Raw genomic sequence first — 20,520 nt, 5'->3', positions numbered from 1 at the left:
ACATCCGACGTTTTCAGCTCACTTGCGATAGTCGTCGATCTCGATGCCGTGGCGGTTGAGCTTATCGTAAAAGGTCTTTCGAGGTAGCTCCAGTTCCGCCATTGCCGATCGGGCGTCTCCCTGTACGCGCTCCAGAACCCGACGTATCACTGCCGCTTCAAACTGTTCCACTTGCTGGGCGAGCGCCATTTGGCTTTCGGCGGATGCCACGTCCGCGTGCATCCCAAGCACCGCGCGCTTTGCAAAATTGGCCAGTTCACGAACATTGCCCGGCCAATCGTGATCGGCAAGATACGCACGTATGTCCGGTCCGATCCGTGGCACCTCCCGCTTCATCTGATCCGCGGCCTGATGCAGCAGATATCCGAACAACAACGGGATATCTGCGCGACGTTCCCGCAAGGGCGGGATGCGCAATCTCACCATATCGAGCCGATAGAGAAGATCGGCGCGAAAGCGCCCTTCGGCGACGCTGGCATCGATCCCCGGTTTAGTCGCGGCGACAACACGCAGATCCACGGCGAGCGGTTGCTCGGCCCCCACCGGCATGACTTCGCGCTCTTCCAGGACACGCAGCAATGCACCTTGCAGCCAAGCCGGACTGCTTTCGATCTCATCGAGAAACAGCGATCCCTTGTTGGCCCGCGTGATCCTGCCGGATTGTAATGTGCGGCCGCTTTCCTGACCGAACAAGTCTACCTCAGCGATCTTGTCGGGCAGCGCGGCACAATTGATGGCAATGAAGGGTCGGCCGCGCCTGCGACTCCAACGATGCAGCAAGGTTGCAACCAGTTCCTTGCCTGTGCCGGTTTCGCCTTCGATCAGGATGTCGACCTCGGCATCGGCGACTTGCCGCATATTGTCGCGCAAGCGGATCATGGCGGGCGTTTCGCCGATCAGCAGTTCCCCGTTGGCGCTCTCGTCCGCTGCGGCACGGAGATGACGATTGTCGAGCACCAGCCGCCGCATCTCCAACGCACGTCGGGCCGACGCGATCAGATGATCGGTGGCAAAAGGCTTTGCGATAAAATCGAACACGCCTGACTTAAGGGCCGAAACCGCCATGGGCACATCAGCATGGCCCGTCATGAGAATTACAGGGATTTCAGGGTCGATGGCAGCGACCTGCCGAAACAATTCCAGCCCGTCCATCCGCGGCATCCGGATGTCCGACACGACCGCGCCGTCGAACCCTGCCGATAAGCGTGAGAGAGCGCCCGCACCGTCGGCAAAAGCCTCAACGGCCAGATCCGCCAACTGAAAGGATTGAACGAGCGCATTGCGCAAGGCATCATCGTCATCGACGAGCAGGATCGGTACGTCGCTCATACAGCTTCCAATGTCATTCGAAACAGCGTGTTATCGTCGCTCGCGACATGCTCAAGCGTCCCGCCAAATTCGATCATGATGTCCCGTGCGATGTGGAGGCCCAGCCCCAAGCCACCTGTTTTCGTGGTAGCAAAGGGCATAAAAAGCTGGTCGGCAATAGCGGGATCGATCCCTTCGCCGCTATCGCGAATATCGAGAACGATCTGGCCGCGATTCTGCATCAGAGTAACGCGGACCCATGGATCGGATTGGGTACGAACAGCTTCCAGCGCGTTGGTCAGAAGGTTGACCAGCACCTGCTCCAACCGGACCCGGCCGGCATATACCTTCAACCCCGGACCGGGCGTCGGGAGGTCGAGCCGCACCTGCGCACTGCGAAACTGGTCGCTAACCAAAAGGCGAACCCCGTCAAACACTTGGTCAATGGACAGCGGGCCGATGGTGCCGACCCCGCGGCGAGCATAGCGACGAAGTTGCGCGGTAATGCTGCCGATCCGATCGGTCATCGCGACGATTTCGCGCAGATTGGTGGCCGCCTGTTCGGGCTGGGCTCGATCCAGAAAAGCCGTCGCGTTCTCGGCGAAAGTGCGGATTGTTGCAACCGGCTGGTTGATTTCATGCGCCACACCCGCAGAAATGGTTCCCAATGTCCCCAGGCGATTGGCATGGGCGAGTTCCTCACGCGCCTGACGATAGCGCTGATCGGCACTGACCCGCGCCTCGATCTCACGGGCAAGATCGTGGGTGCGGGCGGCAACTTCCTTCTCTAACAAAGCCCGCGCCTCTCCCGCAAGTCGACGACGCACTATCGCCCAGCCCAGTACTGCCAGTAGCAGCGACAGCACGATAGCGAACAAGATAGCGGCGATATTCGCGCGCTGCCGTGCAGACTTCAGCGCTAATTCAAGCGGTTCGAAGTGATAGAGGCGCCAACCGGATACCGGAACCGGCAAAATGGCCGCCATCGCCTGTGATCCATCGCGCATGGTGGTCAGGCCCGTGGGCGCGATTGTGATCTCCAAAGGCGTCAGCCGTGCATTGCCGAATTGCAACGCAGCCTTGATCTTGGCCTTGCGTGCAGGGTCGATTGCCCCCAGCGCACGAAAACGAAGCGAAGGATCGCTGCTGAGCAGCAGCACGCCATTGCCATCGACGACGAAGCTCAGCGCCCTACGGTCTCGCCATGCCTGTTCGATGCCATCGAATTCTATTTTGACGACGATAACGCCAATCGGGCCGTTGGCATCCTCTATGCGGCGGGAGAGGTACAATCCGGGGCGTCGACTGACCGTGCCCAGAGCAAAATATTCGCCGCCCCCCTTCGTCCAGCCAAGGCGATAATAGGGACGAAAACTATAATCCTGCCCAACGAAGCTGTCTGGCAACCGCGCATTGGAAGCAGCGATGGCCTTGCCCTGCCGATCCAGCGCAAAGATCGCCCCCGCACCGGTCTTGTCTTTCAGCACAGCCAACTTGTCGTTAAGCCTTGGATCGACCCGACTGGATCGTAACGCCGCACGCAAATCGGGATATTCGCTAAGGACCGCTGGAAGCAGACGGAATTTCTGCAGTTCGGATTCCAGCAGGCGCAAAACGGCGCGAGTTTGTTTGGTCGTTTCATCGCGTTCAACACTAATCGCCTGTTCGCGCAGAAAGCGATGATACCGATCTGCGAACAAAATGCTCGCTGCGAGGATTACAGCGATGGCTACCAACAAGGGTGCAACACGACGGCACCAGTCAATAAAGGAAGCGTGGCGGCTCATAAGTGTGTGGATTATCACACAACCCTATCCCGAGCGATGTCATAATCCGCATAACCTGTCCTAATGTCGCAAGGGCAATTCGGAATAAAATCCATGTATTATAGATAGTTGGATATAGTTTCGCGCTTATATTGTTGCTTTCCGGTTTTCGCTGCACCATCGACCTGCCGCAAATATTGAGCCAGCGGCGGCTATGGAGATGGAACGCCCGCTATGATCAGTCAGAATTTCACAACAGCGCCGCCGCCACCCCGCCGCAAGGGCATTGCCTCGCAGCTCTATGTGCAGGTTCTGGTCGCCATCATTCTGGGCGCGCTGCTCGGACATTTCTGGCCCGCTTATGGCGAAGCGCTCAAGCCGCTGGGCGATGCGTTCATCAAACTGGTGAAAATGATCATCGCCCCGGTCATCTTCCTGACCATCGTCACCGGCATTGCAGGCATGAAAGAGCTTGGCTCGGTCGGTCGGGTGGCGGCCAAGGCTTTTGCATACTTCCTAACCTTTTCGACATTGGCCCTGGTCGTGGGCCTCATTGTCGCCAACGTCGTTCAGCCGGGCGCAGGCATGAACATCGACCCCGCCACTCTGGATGGCGGCGCTGTCGCGGACTACGCAGCAAAAGCGCATGAGACGACGCTGACCGGCTTTTTGCTGAATGTCATTCCCGATACGCTGGTGGGCGCATTTACCGACGGCAACATCCTGCAAATCCTGCTTGTCGCGATCCTGTTCGGCATTGCGATCAGCCTCGTGGGCGAACCGGCTGCACCCGTGATCCGCTTCCTGGAGCGACTGAGCCTCGTCGTGTTCAAGCTGGTGTCGATCCTTATGCGTGCTGCGCCCATCGGCGCATTCGGCGCGATTGCCTTCACCATCGGCAAATATGGTGTCGGCAGCCTCGTCAACCTCGGCGCGCTGGTTGCGACTTTCTACCTGACATCATTGCTGTTCGTTATCGTAGTGCTTGGCACAGTTGCCAGATTGACCGGCTTCTCCATCTTCAAACTGCTGCGCTATCTCAAGGCCGAACTTCTGCTGGTGCTGGGAACGTCCTCATCCGAAGCAGCCCTTCCCAATCTCATTGAAAAGATGGAGCGGGCAGGTTGCGAGAAGTCTATCGTCGGGCTGGTTGTGCCGACCGGTTACAGCTTCAATCTGGACGGCACCAATATCTACATGACACTGGCCGCGCTCTTCATTGCACAAGCAACCGGGGTCGAGCTCACGCTGGGCCAGGAACTGCTTTTGTTAGGTGTAGCGATGCTCTCGTCCAAAGGTGCAGCGGGTGTGACGGGCGCGGGCTTCATCACGCTGGCCGCAACGCTGTCCATAGTGCCGACCGTGCCGCTGGCAGGCATGGCCCTTATCCTGGGCGTCGACCGCTTCATGAGTGAATGCCGCAGTCTGACTAATTTCATCGGCAACGCCGTCGCCACAATCGTGGTCGCGCGATGGGAAGGCGGACTGGACCGCGAGATGCTCAATGCAGCGCTCGACGGGAAGACAGTGGAACCGGCTGTCACCGCAGCGACGACACCTACGCTGACCGCCGCCTGATTTCATCCTTTCGGAAGCTGCGCGCTGTGCATCAGCGTCCCTTCTGCAACTGATCGGTCCAAACTCATGTTCAAGACACGCCTCCTGTGCGGTGCGGTAACGCTCGTCTGCGCCACGCCAGCCAATGCCCAAACCGCCGACCCAGCGACTTATCCAGCGGCCGCGCAAGGCGATGGCGCCACCGCCAAAGGCTACAATCTATCGCGTTGGGCCGAAGACTGGCGCGCGTATCGCGATCCCACGAAGCGCGACGATGTTCTCGATCGTCTGAAATATCTGCCGCTCGATGACGATGGCGATATTTATCTAACGCTGAGCGGCGAAGCCCGGTTGCGTATGAACCTGACCAGCAATCCCCAACTCGTCGAAAGCCCAGAGCAGCGGCAGGACATCCTCCGCCTTGTAGGCGGCGCGGATCTGCATATCGGTGAGCATCTGCGTTTCTACGGGGAAATTGCCCACGGTCGGCTTTCGGGCAAGAATGTCGGCACGCCGTCCGGATCGTTGCGCAACAGTTTCGTGCGCCAGCAATATTTCGCGGAAGCCAAGGGAAGTGTTGGCGCGGTCGATCTTGGCGTGCGCTACGGTCGGCAGGAATTTACCGATGGTCCCAATCTTTTGATCTCCCAGCGCGACAACAATACCATTCGCTTTGTCCTGAATGGCACCCGTGCCTGGGCGCGGACATCCACAATGCGCGCGACGCTATTCGACTTTGAAACCACCGATCTGGGCAATTGGGGGACTGGGCGACGACGTGCCGGACAAGAACCGGCGCTTCAGCGGCATATCTGCCGGGTTCGTGCTGCCAAACCGATGGCTGGGCGGATCGAAGCTCTATTTCGATCCCTTCCTCTGGCGACGGCGCAATCGGGTTGGAACCTGGGGCGGCGTTGTGGCGCCCGCGGTTCGTCATTATGCAGGTGCGCGACTGTGGGGAGATGTGGGGCCGGTCGCGCTCGATTGGACCGTGGCCCATCAATATGGGAACTTTGGCGACCGGCCGATCCGTGCGTGGCAGGTTTTCGCCGCCCAGACGCTGCGCCTTGGGACGGACAAGAGCGCGCCGCGTATCGGTATACATGCCGATTATGGGAGCGGAGGCGGGGGCTATAACAGGGGAACGCTGCGCAACGCCTACGCCCCGTTCGGTAACAACATCTATTTCAGCTACGGCCTGTTCCTGACCGCCACCAACATCAAGGTGGTTGCGCCCAACGTCTCGTTTACGCCTATCGACGGTGTACGTGCCAGCCTAGAGTACCAGTTCACATGGCGTGACGATGCGCAGGATGCGGTCTATCGCGCCAACTATACGCCCTATGTCGGAACGGAACGGGTGGCGGGGAAAGCTGTTGCCCAGTTGGCCCGCGCGCAGATCGTGTATTCAATTAGCCCACGGCTAACCCTGACCACACGGGCTGAATATCTCAAAGCGCAAGAGGTACTAAAGCGCGCGGGTTACCGTAACTCCGCCTTCCTCGCGACATGGATCAGCTTTCGATTCTGATCCATCCGGGCAGGTTGTGTGTCGATTAGCCGTAGACGATCGATACACAAGCCGCCGCTTGCGAAGCGACGTCGCGCGCATCCTCCACGGTCTGCCCGGAAGCAAGGGCGACAGCCATCCGTCGATTCACACGCGTGGCGGGCTTACCGAAAATACGTATGTCGACGTCATGGTCCCCCGCACCAAGAGCAAGGGCATCTGCGACACCCTCGATCCTGAACGTGTCGGCTGCTTGATCCGCCAATATGACTGCAGACGCCGTCGGCCCGTTCAAACGAATATCCGTAATTGGCAGGCCCAGAATTGCGCGAATGTGAAGATCGAATTCCGTCAGGTTCTGCGACATCAGCGTTACCATGCCGGTATCGTGCGGACGTGGCGAAAGTTCGGAAAAGATGACCTCGCTACCCGTCACGAAGAATTCGATGCCGAAAATGCCGTAGCCGCCCAGATTGTCGACGACGGCGCTCGCCATAGTCTGCGCATCGGCCAGAAAGGCGTCCGTCATCGGCGTAGGTTGCCAGCTTTCCTGATAGTCGCCGCGTTCCTGCCGATGACCGATGGGCGGGCAAAACAGCACGCCTTGACGGGTTCGTACCGTAAGCAAGGTAATTTCATAATCGAAATCGATGAATTCCTCGACGATGACCTTGCGCCGATCCCCCCGCATATTCGCGACCGCATACTCCCAAGCGGCCTCCAATCCTGCGGCATCCTTAACGGTACTCTGACCCTTGCCGGACGAGGACATTACGGGTTTCACGACGCATGGAAACCCGGTGTAGGCAGCGCCTTCCCGCATCTGCTCCCATGTATCGGCATAGCGATAGCGCGCTGTGCGTAGCCCCAACTCAACGGCAGCCAGATCGCGAATACGGTCGCGATTCATGGTCATGTAAGCGGCACGCGCCGACGGCACCACGGTAAACCCTTCGGCTTCGACATCCTGCAACACTTCGGTCCGGATCGCTTCCACTTCAGGCACGATATAGTCGGGTTTATGCCGCATGATCGTGGCCCGAAGCGCTTCGGCGTCCAACATGGAGAAAATCTCGCGCTCGTCGGCCACCTGCATGGCAGGCGCATTGTCATAGGAATCGCAGGCAATGACGTGACAGCCAAGCCGCTTGGCAGAAATCGTAAATTCCTTGCCCAGTTCACCTGAGCCAAGCAGCAGAAGTTTTGCAGTGGGGGTCATATCAATGCTCCGGGCGCGATGGTGCAGATCGCATTACAAGGGTGGCAATGCCCAGTCTATCGGCGGTGCGCCATGCGATTCCAGAAAGGCGTTGGCCTTTGAAAACGGACGGCTTCCCAGAAAGCCGTTGTGCGCGGACAAAGGGGAAGGGTGCGCGGATTTGATCACCAGATGCCGTCCGCCCTTGTCGATGCTGTCGACGAACGCCGCTTTCTTCTGGGCGTAGGCGCCCCACAGCATGAAGACGACGGGATCGGGTTTAGCGTTAACCAGCCGGATCACGGCATCGGTAAACCGTTCCCAACCTTTGCCCTGATGCGAGGCGGCTTGCGCCCTTTCCACCGTCAGGACGCTGTTGAGAAGGAGCACGCCCTGTTGTGCCCAATGCTCTAGAAAGCCGTGACGCGGCGGCGCGATACCGAGATCGCTTTGCAATTCCTTGTAGATGTTCACCAATGACGGTGGCGTGCGAACCCCCGGTTGTACACTGAAGGCAAGGCCATGCGCCTGTCCCGGTCCATGATAGGGATCCTGTCCAATAATCACCACCCGCACCTGATCCAGCGTGGTCAGGTCGAGGGCGCGAAAATACTCGCTGCCCTTTGGAAATATCTGCTTCCCCGCCCCTTTTTCCGCCAACAGAAATTGGCGCAATGCCAACATATACGGCTCGTCAAACTCATTCGCGAGTGGGACTTTCCAACTGTCATGCAGCTTCACGGTATCGCTCATATATTTCTCCTGCCCTTGTTGCTTTGGCTGGGCGAGAAAGCACATGTCAATGCGCGGCCATCCACTCATCGGCTTATTGCATGTGGTTGGTCGAAACAGGCTTATCACCCGCTTCTTTAAGGCATAGCTTCGAAGCAGGAGACGATGTCACGAAATGAAGCATTACCGAACTTTTCGGGATTTCTGGCCTTTTTACCTTCAGGAGCACGCGCGTCCCATGACGCGAGGGCTGCACTATGTCGGCACCAGCCTTTCCATTGGATTGGGATTGTTTGCAGTAGCAGAAAGCCGCTTTTGGCCTTTGGTCGCTTTGCCAGTCGCTGGCTATGGTTTCGCCTGGATCTCCCACCTGATAATCGAACATAATCGGCCAGCGACCTTTCATTATCCCTTATGGTCGCTCGCAGCAGATTTTAAGATGTGGTTCCGGTTTGTAACGGGTCGCCTGAGCACGGATCTGACCCGCGCCGGTATCCGCGCAGATGGAACAATCGACCCCCGTTTTCGTCTTTGACTGCTATTTCCTTGACCCCTTCGGCTGCCATGTGAAAAGGGCGGGATGACCCTTACGGCTACCTTCGCGCCTTTGCCGAACCTCGATGATCTGGGCGAAATATGGCAGGCGCTCGAAGCGCGTTCAGCACCAGACGAGCGTAGCAGCTTTTTCCTAGGCTGGACATGGATGCGCAGTTGGCTTTCCACCACCGGCGCAACGCCCGAGCTATTGAGCGTGCAGGCAGATGGAGCAGATGTCGCGCTGGCCTTGGTCGGTCGGGCGATGGCGCCGCGTTTGCTGGGGCCCGTCGCAACATTGGCCCTCAATCAGGCGGGGGTCGCTGCGCAGGATCGCGGCTTTATAGAATATAACGGGCTTTTGAAGGCCGCGGATGCACCCGAAGGCGTTGAGGCAGTTGCAATGACAGCCCTGCAAGCGCACAACGACTGGCGGGCGTTGCAGATTGCCGGTGTCGAAACAAATTCGCTTTTACTGGCATCTGGTCAATTTCGTCGCCGATCGCGGTTCGATGTTTCGCCTGCCTACTTCATCGACCTGGCCTCTGTACGCGATGCGCAGGGGGACTATCTGTCGTTGCTCAGCGCCAATACGCGCAGTCAGATCAAACGTTCAGCCAAGGATTATGGCAATGTGCAGCTCACCCTTGAAGTGGCACCTGACGAGACGACGGCAACCTCTTGGCTGGCCGAAATGCAGTCGCTCAACGCGGGGCGGCATGCCGATAATGCATGGGATGACCTCGGTTTCCGCGCATTTGCCGAGGCACTGGTGGCGCGCGGTCTGGCGACAGGAGAAGTCGAATTGCTGCGGATTAGTTCCGGTGATGCCCTGCTCGGCTATCTCCTGAACTTCGTCTATCGCGGGCGCGCCATGAACTACCAGTCGGCTTTTGCCCCGCCGATTACCAGCAAGGCAAAACCAGGCCTGATGTGCCACGCCGCCGCGGTGACCCGTTATGTCGATGCAGGACTGCACCTATATTCGCTGCTGGCGGGCAAGGATCGCTACAAGCAGAGCCTGGCGACCGGACACGAGACGCTGGAATGGTGGCTGCTCGAACGCTTCGCGCCGCGGCTGGAGGCTGAGGCCCTGCTCCGCAGGATGCTTAAACGCCCAGCTTCCGAATGATGCGGTAAAGCAGGCGGTGAAAGCCCTGAGCTTCGGGTTTTGAAGCGACCGTAATCGTCGGCAAGCCACGACGGCGTAAAATTGCATTCAAACTATGCAACTCCCCTTCGGCGATGCTGCGGAGGGACCGCCAGGTAATGGAAAAGCTGACCGATACCGTCGAACCATTGTTTACGAAATGCGGGGCTTTCACCGGTACGTGGATCGCGTCGCCAGCGAGCAGCTTCACCGCATGTCCCTTTGCTACAAACGCCGCATCCCATGCCAGATTTCGATGCCCGCCAGCGTGAAAGCCTTCGCTTTGCTGAGCAGGCACCAAAGCAGGGTCTCCAGCGGGAAAGACAGTCATCGTCTTTTCCCCTTCGATCTGGAGGAGGATATTATGTTCAGGATCGATGTGGAAAGGCGTCACGCTATCGGGGGAAGACAGGAAGATGAAAGCTTCACGGTGCAGCATCGGCCCTGTTCGGCGTTCTACGATAGGCAGGAGTTCAGCGAGCGCCGCATCCAGCATGGCCGCATATTCCGGGTCGCATTCGACATTCTTCAAGACGACCCAACTGCCATTGGTGTCGATGGTGCGGACAGTCTCGGACAAAGTCAGACCGTTGGCGGGCGTATCCTCGGGTCGTACGCCGAGCGGCAAATTGCCCAGATTATATTCGACCTGGCGTTCGGGCATCCGCTCCGCAAGCAACGCCAACGCCTCGCGGGAAAATAGCGGATGCCCCGCAAGCTGGTGCGTCAATTTGGTGGATTGATCGGGATAGGCGGCAGCAAAAGCGACGCGCGCCGACTCGCCGAATGCAATCGGTGTTGTGGCAGTTGAACGGTCGATACGATTCTGGACGGACATGGGTGCTGCCTATCTTCCTTTGATGAAGGCGGTGAACCGCTCAAGGGCGTTGGCCATTGTGAAAGCGGCGGCGCGATGGGCGCGTTGCACGCCCGAACCGCGCAGAGCGACACGATACTGCGCGATGCTGCGTCGCTCGCCCCATAAGCTATCTATCATCGCGTGGTCCGGCGCGGCGCAACTGTCCATCCACGAGATGGCCGAACTTGTCTGCACAGCGCGCAGATTATCTATTTCGATCAATACCCCCGGGGAAAAGCGCCCCAATTCCTCATCGATAGCAATCTTGAACGAAAAGGCGCCATCGAGATGACGAAAATTCACCAACATGGCGATGGCGCGATCATCAAGGTCTATACGCAGAAATTCAAGATTGCCGTTCGCCATGGCCGCCGCGGTGGCCGCACGAAAGAATGCGGCGTCATGGGAAGCACAAGACAAAGCCGTCTTTTGGCGCCCCTTCCATCCTGACGATTCCAGCGCAAGAAACTCCGAGCACCAGTGCGACAGGTCTACAGCGTCTGTCAGCATCCGGCTTTCCACAGCACCCAGATCGGCCAGACGCTTTTGCAGGCGGCGAATTTCCTTGCGCTTTTTTGGCCGAACATTTGCGTCCCAATAGGCTTCCGCCGACAGGTCGGATCGCAAGAGCGCACGGTCGTAGCGGCCGATTTCGCGGAACGGGCGGCCTTGCGTCACACAGACTGCTTCGAGGGCGGCGGCATTGGCTCCCGCAGCGTCGAGCCCGCGTAGATGGAGAAAATGTGGTGCCCAATCCGCACAGTCCAGTTGTCGCAGGAACCCCGCCCATGCGTCTTGCTCCCGCCCCGAACGGATCATTGGCGTGCCGAGAAAACAATGCGCATGCATCCAGTTGGCGACGGTAGCCATGGGTAATCGTCCATGGCGCGTGGTGACCATCACAGGCAATAAGCCGATGAGTAAAATGCCGTCGAAAACCTCGATCAGCCGAACCGACTTACTTTCATCGAGATGATCGAGCGCAGCGCGGAACATGTCCGGCGCATAAAAGGCATTGGGTTCGGCCGCTGCATCGGCCAGCGCAGCCCAGCGCGCATCCTGCGTCTGGCCCGACAGGATCGGCAAGAGGTTGCCCTTTGCGGGCTTCAGGGCGGGGTCGGGCGCCATATCCATAACGCCTGCCTGTATCGGTCAAAGATTAGGGAATGGCTAAAAGCCGACACGTCCCATCATTCTCGTAACGCACAGGCAACGATATTCGCGGGTTTGGGTCGCGCCGCTATTTTGCGGAAACGGGCGAGATAGCCCCCTGCACTGGGGCGCGCGATGACCTGCTCCAGCCGATAGCCGACTGCGGCAAACTCGCAGGCCAGCAGACGGGGCGGCGTGCCATGTTGCTGTGTCGGACGATTGGCGTCAACGACGATGACCTCACCATCTTTCTTGAGTGCCGGATGCAGGTTCCACAGGAAGGCATAGGGTTCCGCGATCTCATGATACATATGCACCATCAGCACGCGGTCGAAGCTATTGGCCGGCAGCTTGGGATCGTCCGATGTCCCTAGCTTGACGCTGACGTTGTTCCAGTCTTCACGGGTCACGCGACGCCCCAGCGCGTCGATGACTTCGGCCAGTATGTCCTGGGCCAGCACGCGCCCGTTCGGCCCGACCCGTTTGGCCAGGCGCACGGTATAATAGCCTTCGCCCGCACCGATATCGGCGACCGTCATGCCTGGGCGGATGCCCGTCAGATCCATGATGTCTTCCGCTTCGTTGACACGGTCGCGCGCTTCCTCAGTCGACCACCGCGTCGACACGATCGGTGCAACGGGGCGGTCCGCCTTGGGGAAGGCATTCGCAGACGTAGGGCGGTTGGCGTCGCCGGACGCGCTGCAACTGGCCAGCAGCACCATCGAGGCGAGCAGACCAATGCGCATCGTTAATCCACATCCTCAACGACGACCGTTTCGCCGCTCACCTTCTGCGACAGGGCAGCAGCCATATAGGGATCGAGTGCACCGTCGAGCACATCGTCCGGCGCCGTCGAAACGACGCCGGTGCGCAGATCCTTCACCATCTGATAGGGTTGCAACACATAGGAGCGGATCTGATGCCCCCAACCGATATCGGATTTGGACGCATGTTCCGCGCTGGCGGCGGCTTCGCGACGCTGAAGTTCAGCCTCATACATCCGCGCTTTCAGCATGTTCATGGCTTCCGCCTTGTTCTTGTGCTGGCTGCGCTGGTTCTGGCAGGCGACGATGATACCCGTCGGGATATGCGTGATACGAACGGCGGAATCGGTGGTGTTAATGTGCTGCCCGCCTGCGCCGGACGCGCGATAGGTATCGATCTTGAGATCGCCTTCGTTGACTTCAATATCGATATTGTCATCGATCACCGGATAGACCCAGACGGACGAGAAGCTGGTGTGCCGACGCGCAGAGCTGTCATAAGGGCTGATGCGGACAAGCCGATGCACGCCGCTTTCGGTCTTGGCATAGCCATAGGCATTCTCACCTTTGATCAGCAGCGTCGCCGATTTGATGCCTGCCTGCTCACCGCCATGATAGTCGACGATCTCGACTTTATATCCACGCCGTTCGGCCCAGCGGACATACATACGCTGGAGCATTTCGGCCCAATCCTGGCTTTCGGTGCCCCCTGCGCCCGCATGGATTTCCAGATAGGTGTCGTTGCCGTCAGCTTCCCCGGCGAGCAGCGCCTTCACCTTGTCCTGATCGGCGCGGTCGGCGAGATCCTTTAGCGACTGGATCGCTTCGGATATCATGGCCTCGTCGCCTTCGGCTTCGGCCATTTCGATGAGTTCGGCGGTGTCGGCCTTTTCGCTGTCGATGGCGCGCGTTGCGTTGATCGCGCTGTCCAGCCGGGTGCGCTCACGCATCACTTCCTGCGCTTTTTTGGGATCGTCCCACAGGCTGGAATCCTCAACGCGCGCGTTCAGCTCGTCCAGACGCCGCAGCGCCCGGTCCCAGTCGAGAAAACGTCGCAGAAGGTCGAGAGCGGCGTCGATACGGTCGATATGTTGCTGCGCTTCGGCGCGCATGTCTGGTCTCCAAAATCAAATTCATTCGTCCGAAGTCATCAAACCCGGATCGGGTAATACTGATGTGCCTTCAATCATCCTAGGACACTAATATATGCCGCCTTGCTGCTGGATAAAGTCGCCATCGTTTCTCGGACGTCCTGCCGCGCTCGCAGCGCGCGCCGCGGCTACCTTTTCCTGCGCATCGACTTCGTCCTTGCGGATCGTCCGGCGAGGTTCGGATTCGGGTTTGAACGCTTCCCAGATAACCGCTGCCTTTGGATCGTCGGTCGGCCATGCGCCGTAGACGCGCTTGCCCGAGCGGCGGTCGATGCGGACCATGCGGATACCGTTGGGTGCGATAAAGGGTGTCTTGGGCATCTTGGCCAAAATCGGCGCCATCGCCTGTTTCCAGATAGGCGCGGCAATCCGACCGCCCTGTGCGTATCCGCCAAGGCTGCGCGGCGTATCATATCCCAGATAGACGCCTGCGACGAGATCGGGCGATCCGCCGACGAACCACACGTTGGTCGGACCGTTGGTGGTGCCGGTCTTGCCGAACAAAGGCCGGTCGAGATCGCGCAGCACGGTAGCCGTGCCACGCTGAACGACGCCTTCGGTGATGTGGACGACCTGATAAGCGGTCATGGGGTTCATCAACTGCCGACCTTCGGGCGTGAAGCGCGGCATCGATTTGCCGTCCCAGTTCGGCATGTTGCAATTGTCGCAGGGACGCCAACGATCCGGCCAGATCACCTTACCCCGGCGGTCCTGCACATAGTCCATGACCTTGGGGCTGAGCGCGCGGCCGTGATTGACCAGCATGGCATAAGCGTTGGTCAGTTTTTCGACCGTTGTTTCGCCAGCACCCAGAGCGAAGGACAGATAGGGTTGATAATCGCCGATGCCCATCGTCTTAATGGTCTTGACGACGCGCTCCATGCCCGTTTGCGACGCCGCGCGGACCGTCATCAGGTTGCGCGATTGCTCGACGCCCCAGCGCATCGTTTGCGGACCGGCGGAAGCGCCGGAGAAATTCTTAAAGCATTTTTGGCCAAGGCGACCACCCTGATAGACGCAGAACGGGCCATCGACGATGATCGAGGCGGGCGTCATGCCGCTGTCGAGGGCAGCGGCATAGACGAACGGCTTGATCGTGGAGCCGGGTTGCCGCTGCGCTTGTGTCGCGCGGTTATACGCCGACAAGCGCGCGTCGAAGCCGCCCTGAATGGCGTGGATACGACCGCTGCGCGTCTCCTCCACGACCATTGCGCCCGACACTTCGGGCACGTTGCGTAGCATCCAGTTGCCGCCGTTGCGCGCCACTGCGATCAGATCGCCGGGTTTCAGGCCATTGAACGCCGGGCCACCGATGCGCCGATAGGGGGTCTGGGCAGCTTCGCGAGGCAAGATGCCGGTTTCGCCACCGGAAAAGCCGACACGTGCAGCATTACTATCCCTCGATAAAACCGCGGCAATCCGCCAGTTTTCATAGTCGATCCCGATAGAGCTGGCGGCCATTTCGCGCTGCCAGCCATTGTCGATGTTGATCTTCCCAACGGGGCCGGACCAGCCCTTGCCTGCATCGTAACGCTGCAATCCGGCGCGCAGGGCCGTTGTCGTCAGCTTCTGCATCTCCGGGTCCATCGGCGTCCGCACCCAGAGGCCTCCCGCGTACACGCTGTTCGGGCCATCTTCCGGCTTTTCCCCAAACCGCTGAATCAGGCGCCGCCGTACTTCCTCGATATAATAGCCTCCTGCCGTGCCATAGGGCGAGCCATGAGGCGCGACCGTACCAAGATCGGTGGCCTTTGCAGCATCATGCTGTTGCTGAGTAATGAAACCGTTGCTCAGCATTTCGCCCAACGCCCAGTTGCGCCGTTCCAATGCACGGGCAAGGCCGGTGGGGCTTTCAGGGCGATAGTTTGCTGGCCCCTTAGGCAGAATGGCAAGATACGCCATTTCCGGCAACGTCAGTTCGCCCACGTCCTTGTCGAAATAGGCTTGGGCAGCAGCCTGAACGCCATAGGCATTGCGACCCAGAAAAATCTGATTGAGATAGAGTTCGAGGATCTGTTGCTTGGTCAGCGCATTTTCGATGCGCCACGCCAGGATCATTTCCTTCACTTTGCGGGTGGGCGAATATTCGTCACCGATCAGCAGGTTCTTGGCAACCTGTTGCGTGATCGTTGAGCCACCGCGCGCGCGCTGACCAGAGCCGAGCTTGCTGACATAGTCGACCACCGCGCCTGCAAATCCGGGGAAATCGACACCATGGTGCGAGAAGAACGTCTTGTCCTCTGCCGCCAGATAGGCCTTGACCAGCATCGGAGGGTAGTCGGCATATTGCAGTTGCACCCGCCGTTCGCGAGCGTAGCTGTGGATCGGCTGGCCATTGATATCACGCACGATGGTGGGCAACGGCGGCTCATATTGCAGCAAGGTAGCAGCGTCGGGCAGTCCGCGCGCGAAGATCAGCCAGAAGAGCGCAATCGCCAAAAACACGCCGCACAGGGCATAGCTGGCCAGCCGGAACCAGCGATTGTCCCAGCGCTCGCTCAGCCGTTCCTTCAGACGCGCAAACGCACCGCCCGCATCCCGGCGGACGCGATAGCGGAAGTCCTGATCATCCGGGGGGGTCGGGGCAGCCTCATCCATCGGGAAGAGGCTTTAGGGCGCTAACCCAAAGAGGACAAGGGTGGCCGCATCGGGTTGGCATCAGGGCGCAGTGGCTTTGCGTGCGAAATAGACTTCAATTGCCCGCGCCACGCCGTTGGCGATCCGCTGCCTGCCTGCAGGCGATTCGAGGAAAGCCGCGTCCTGAGTGTTGCTGATATAGCCTGTCTCGAACAATACCGATGGCGTGTCCGGCGCCTTGAGTACGATCAGCGAGGCAAAGCGATGCGATGCGCTACGGAACGGGACGAACGGTGCAGCCTCGCGCTGCAAAAGACGCGCGAAGTTTGCCGACAGCGTCATGGTTTCCCTTTGGGTCAGATCGATGAGAATCGAAGAGACATCGGATTGCTGATCGCCCAGATTGATGCCGTTGATGATGTCGGCCTTGTTCTCGCGTGCAGCAAGGCGCGCCGCTTCCCGGTCGGACGCCGTTTCGGAAAGGGTGTACACGGTCGCACCATGGGCTTCGAGATTCTCGGCGGCGTCGGCATGAATGGAAATAAAGAGGTCGGCACTCAGGCGGCGCGCAATGCCGGAGCGTTCCTGCAATACCAGAAAGCGGTCGTCGTCGCGGGTAAGCGCCACTCTTATGCGACCGGTGGCCAACAGCTTGGCGCGAATGGCCCGGGCGATGGCCAGCGTCACGTCCTTTTCCCGTACGCCATTTTGGGCATTGCTCGCGCCCGGATCATGCCCGCCATGCCCCGCATCGACAACCACCAACGGTCGTGAGGAATCGCGCGGCCCTTCGACCGTGGGCAGCGCCACCGCACTGGAAGCAGGTGGGATTGGCACAGTAATGCTGTGCGTCTTGCGCGGGGGCCGCGCATTATGGGCAATTTGCGCCAGCGCGCGGCTCTGTGCCGGTGGCGTTCCGGTCGACAGGACGAAACCCAAGGCAAGAGCAGTCAGCATCGAATGATCCTGCCCGGTATCGGGTAGGCCCGTCCAGCCCAAATTCCTTTAACCTTTTGTTTACCATAAAGCGCGCATTGTGCTGACTGGACGTCGGAAAGACGATTGTAACAAAAAATTCAGGGCCGCCGTTGCCCCATCGTCCTGTGACTGCTACCCCTTCAACGTCCCGGAAAGTCCGCATATCTGCGGGAGACGCCCGAGACGCTTACGAATCGCCGCCAATCGTGAGGGCGATCCAACAGGTTGACGCTGCATGAGGCATTTTTCCACGTTCCCGATCAGGCCCGAAACGGGCCTTGGGGCGTGGACGGCACTTGCCCGGCCCGGAATCGATACCGGCCCTGCCCCTGCAGCAGACGCACATAATATCCATCAAACCCGGACGATGCTCCAGCACGCGTCGCTTTGGCTTTTGCCATTGTCGACGCGCAGGCCCCGGCCGTCCCCCACCTTTCGCGTGCCCGCCCGACGCCTTGCCGTCGGCCGCCACGCCCGGAGTATATTGAATGACACTGCGTATGATGATCGATGCGCGCCACCGGGAAGAAACCCGTGTCGCCATCGTCAAGGGAAACCGAATCGAGGAATTTGATTTCGAGTCCACCGAGCACAAACAGCTCAAGGGCAATATCTATCTCGCCAAGGTAACGCGAGTCGAACCATCGCTGCAGGCGGCGTTTGTCGACTACGGCGGCAACCGTCACGGCTTCCTTGCTTTCTCGGAAATCCACCCGGATTATTACCAGATTCCCAAGGAGGACCGCGAAGCCCTTCTCGCAGAAGAGCGGGAACATGCCGCTGAAGAGGCCGCTTTGCGCGCCGAGGAAGACGACGACGCAGCCATGAGTGGCGACGTCGAGGAAATGGATGCGCCCGTCTATGATGACGAGCATCACGACGACGAAGAAAGCGAAGCGGGCGAAGGCGGCGAAGAGGGCACGGAAAAGCCGCGTGGCGGCACCCGCCGCAAGGGTGGCGACGAAGCTGCCGACGAATTGCGTCGCAAGCGCATGTCGCTGCGCCGCCGTTACAAGATTCAGGACGTTATCCGCCGCCGTCAGGTGCTGCTGGTACAGGTCGTCAAGGAAGAACGCGGCAACAAGGGCGCGGCGCTCACGACCTATTTGTCGCTGGCCGGTCGCTATTGCGTGCTCATGCCCAACACGTCGCATGGCGGTGGCATCAGCCGGAAGATCAGCAATGCTGCCGACCGCAAGCGATTGAAGTCGATCATTGCCGAAATGCAGTTGCCCTCAACCATGGGCTGCATCGTGCGCACCGCCGGTCTGGCGCGCACCAAGCCGGAAATTCGCCGCGACTTCGACTATCTCGCGCGTTTGTGGGACGAAATTCGCGAAAAGACCCTGAAGGCTTCCGCGCCTGAGCTGATCCACAACGACAGCGACCTCATCAAGCGGGCTATCCGCGATATCTATAACAAGGATATCGAGGAAGTGATCGTCGAAGGCGAAGAAGGCTATCGCGCAGCGAAGGACTTCATGAAGCTGCTGATGCCCAGCCATGCGCGGCGGGTGAAATATTATGCTGACACCGTGTCGCTGTTCCAGCGCTTTGGCGTCGAGGACCAACTCGCCGCGATGTATAATCCGGTCGTGCAGTTGAAGTCGGGCGGCTATCTGGTCATCAACCCGACCGAAGCGCTCGTATCGATCGACATCAACTCTGGCCGGTCGACGCGCGAGCATGGCATCGAACAGACGGCGGTCGCCACCAATCTGGAAGCGGCGCGCGAAATTGCCCGGCAATTGCGTCTGCGCGACATGGCGGGCCTTGTCGTCATCGACTTCATCGACATGGAAGTGAACAGCAATGTTCGCAAGGTCGAGAAGGCGATGAAGGAAGCGTTGAAAGACGACCGTGCGCGCATTCAGGTTGGCCGCATTTCGGGCTTCGGGCTGATGGAAATGAGCCGCCAGCGTCTGCGCACCGGGGTATTGGAAGCGTCCACCCGCGAATGTCCGCATTGCGAAGGCACCGGCCTAGTCCGCACCGCATCGTCGGCGGGCCTGTCCGCCCTGCGCATGCTGGAAGAAGAAGCGGCGCGCGGTCGCGGTACGCTCATCGTGCTGCGCGCAAGCCAGGAAGCGGCGTTTTACGTCCTCAACAACAAGCGTCATGAGATCGACGAGATCGAAACGCGCTACGGCGTGACCATCACGATCCTGCCTGACGGCGAAGTCGAAGGCGCACGCATGTCCGTCGAGGCCAGTGGGCCGAAGCCGACGCATGTCGTGACCTTTTCTCCCATCATCGAAGAGGATGATGACGATCTGCCCGAGGAAGAGGATGAGATCGAGGAAGAGATCGAAGCCGAAGAGGCCGAGGAACGCGCACCTCGCGAAGGCCGTGGCGAACGCAGCCAACCGGCAGGCGAGGAAGGCGAAGGCGGTCGCCGCCGCCGGCGCCGTCGTCGTCGTCGCGGTGGACGTCGCGACGAAGAGGGCAACGAAATCCCTGGCTCCGAAGCGAGCGAAGGCGGTTCGGACGATGCTGCGGCAGCAGACGATCAGGCTGAGAATGGCGAGTTGGACGCAAGCGATGGCGAAGCGGGCGAGGATGCGTCCGGCCCGGTGAGCGAAGAGCAAGCCGAAGCCCGTCGTCGTGGACGTCGCGGTCGTCGCGGTGGCCGTCGTCGTCGCGGTGAGCCGAGCGAAGGCGAATCGCTGGTTGCCAACGATGCGATCGCGAGCAACGCGGACGTGGTTGTCGATGGCGCCGCACCGGTATCGGAGGAAGCGCCTGTCGCGGATGCCGCTCCGGAGCCCGAAGCCGAAGCGCCGAAGACACGTCGTCGTCCCCGTGCGCGCAAGGCAGCGGAAGCAACACCCGAAGCTGCACCGGTGGAAGAGGCACCAGTGGAACAAGCGCCAGTGGAAGAAGCTGTCGCACCGAGCGAACCTGCTGCTGCCGAGGAAGCACCCAAGCCCAAGCGGACGCGCAAGAAGAAAGCCGATGCTGCGGTGGAAGCCGAACCTGTTGCTGAAGTGCCTGTCGCCGAAGCACCTGCGCCTGAGAAGCCCAAGCGCACGCGGCGCAAGGCCGCTGCGGCAACGGCGGAACCGGCAGTCGAATCGGCTGCGGTTGAAGGCGAGCCGGACATGCCTACTGCTCTGGCACCAGCGCCCGAACCCGCTGCGCCCGAACCTGTTGCGGCGGAAGCCCCGGCGGAGACTGGCGAAAGCGAAGATAGCGATGGCAATCCCCGTCGCGGCTGGTGGCAGCGCACCTTTGGGGCGTAATCGGCCTTGCTGAATATCTGATATAGAAATGGCCCCTTCCCA

Annotated in this window: 13 protein-coding genes and 2 pseudogenes; 5 read left to right on the top strand and 10 right to left on the bottom strand. The window is 59.8% G+C overall.

The annotated features are described in order from the left end of the window. Nucleotides 1–18: 18 nt before the first annotated feature. Nucleotides 19–1,329 carry a sigma-54 dependent transcriptional regulator gene (locus tag LQ220_RS01040; protein WP_230186430.1) on the bottom strand — a complete coding sequence of 437 codons (1,311 nt, stop codon included), beginning with the start codon at nt 1,327–1,329 and terminating at the stop codon, nt 19–21. Further along, the gene (locus LQ220_RS01035) at nt 1,326–3,008 is read right to left on the bottom strand and encodes an ATP-binding protein (protein ID WP_230186429.1); all 1,683 of its coding nucleotides are present in this window, start codon (nt 3,006–3,008) and stop codon (nt 1,326–1,328) included. Before LQ220_RS01035 ends, LQ220_RS01040 begins: the two co-directional genes overlap by 4 nt. A gap of 300 nt (nt 3,009–3,308) precedes the next feature. On the opposite strand from LQ220_RS01035, the gene LQ220_RS01030 reads away from it, so the two are divergent. Further along, nucleotides 3,309–4,652, top strand: coding sequence for a dicarboxylate/amino acid:cation symporter (locus LQ220_RS01030; RefSeq protein WP_230186428.1), 1,344 nt, complete (start codon nt 3,309–3,311; stop codon nt 4,650–4,652). Nucleotides 4,653–4,718: 66 nt separating this feature from the next. Continuing rightward, nucleotides 4,719–6,162, top strand: a pseudogene (locus LQ220_RS01025) (alginate export family protein). Between the two features lie 25 nt (nt 6,163–6,187). Here the strand turns inward: LQ220_RS01025 and purT are convergent. Beyond that, nucleotides 6,188–7,360: a formate-dependent phosphoribosylglycinamide formyltransferase gene (purT, locus tag LQ220_RS01020; protein WP_230186427.1), complete on the bottom strand. Its 1,173-nt coding sequence runs from the start codon at nt 7,358–7,360 to the stop codon at nt 6,188–6,190. A 33-nt stretch (nt 7,361–7,393) separates the two neighbouring features. Then, a complete protein-coding gene (ung, locus tag LQ220_RS01015) occupies nt 7,394–8,092 on the bottom strand; it encodes a uracil-DNA glycosylase (RefSeq protein WP_230186426.1) in 699 nt (232 codons plus the stop codon). 154 nt (nt 8,093–8,246) lie between these two features. Here ung and LQ220_RS01010 point away from each other — a divergent pair, with 154 nt between their 5' ends. Beyond that, on the top strand, nt 8,247–8,606 hold the full coding sequence (locus LQ220_RS01010; RefSeq protein ID WP_230186425.1) for a DUF962 domain-containing protein: 360 nt from the start codon (nt 8,247–8,249) through the stop codon (nt 8,604–8,606). A gap of 45 nt (nt 8,607–8,651) precedes the next feature. Further along, a complete protein-coding gene (locus LQ220_RS01005) occupies nt 8,652–9,737 on the top strand; it encodes a GNAT family N-acetyltransferase (RefSeq protein WP_230186424.1) in 1,086 nt (361 codons plus the stop codon). Here the strand turns inward: LQ220_RS01005 and LQ220_RS01000 are convergent. The 6 genes and pseudogenes from LQ220_RS01000 to LQ220_RS00975 all read right to left on the bottom strand — a co-directional run. Next, entirely contained in the window at nt 9,715–10,593 is an 879-nt protein-coding gene (locus LQ220_RS01000) for a cupin-like domain-containing protein (RefSeq protein ID WP_230186423.1), read from the bottom strand. The genes LQ220_RS01005 and LQ220_RS01000 overlap by 23 nt on opposite strands. A gap of 9 nt (nt 10,594–10,602) precedes the next feature. Beyond that, nucleotides 10,603–11,748, bottom strand: a complete 1,146-nt coding sequence (locus LQ220_RS00995; protein WP_230186422.1) for a GNAT family N-acetyltransferase — start codon at nt 11,746–11,748, stop codon at nt 10,603–10,605. Nucleotides 11,749–11,804: 56 nt separating this feature from the next. Next, nucleotides 11,805–12,512, bottom strand: coding sequence for a methyltransferase domain-containing protein (locus LQ220_RS00990; protein WP_230186421.1), 708 nt, complete (start codon nt 12,510–12,512; stop codon nt 11,805–11,807). A 2-nt stretch (nt 12,513–12,514) separates the two neighbouring features. Continuing rightward, on the bottom strand, nt 12,515–13,642 hold the full coding sequence (gene prfB / locus LQ220_RS00985; protein WP_230186420.1) for a peptide chain release factor 2: 1,128 nt from the start codon (nt 13,640–13,642) through the stop codon (nt 12,515–12,517). A gap of 87 nt (nt 13,643–13,729) precedes the next feature. Continuing rightward, the gene (locus LQ220_RS00980; protein WP_230186419.1) at nt 13,730–16,279 is read right to left on the bottom strand and encodes a transglycosylase domain-containing protein; all 2,550 of its coding nucleotides are present in this window, start codon (nt 16,277–16,279) and stop codon (nt 13,730–13,732) included. A 60-nt stretch (nt 16,280–16,339) separates the two neighbouring features. Next, nucleotides 16,340–17,131 (bottom strand): annotated as a pseudogene (locus tag LQ220_RS00975) (N-acetylmuramoyl-L-alanine amidase); the annotation flags it as partial. A 593-nt stretch (nt 17,132–17,724) separates the two neighbouring features. On the opposite strand from LQ220_RS00975, the gene LQ220_RS00970 reads away from it, so the two are divergent. Continuing rightward, nucleotides 17,725–20,478, top strand: coding sequence for a ribonuclease E/G (locus LQ220_RS00970; RefSeq protein WP_230186418.1), 2,754 nt, complete (start codon nt 17,725–17,727; stop codon nt 20,476–20,478). Nucleotides 20,479–20,520: the final 42 nt, after the last annotated feature.

Origin of the sequence: Sphingobium sp. CECT 9361, from assembly GCF_918741285.1 — a bacterium.
Taxonomy (GTDB): Bacteria; Pseudomonadota; Alphaproteobacteria; order Sphingomonadales; family Sphingomonadaceae; genus Sphingobium.
Note: the sequence above shows the minus strand (reverse complement) of the source record. Positions and strands in the feature narration are given on the sequence as shown.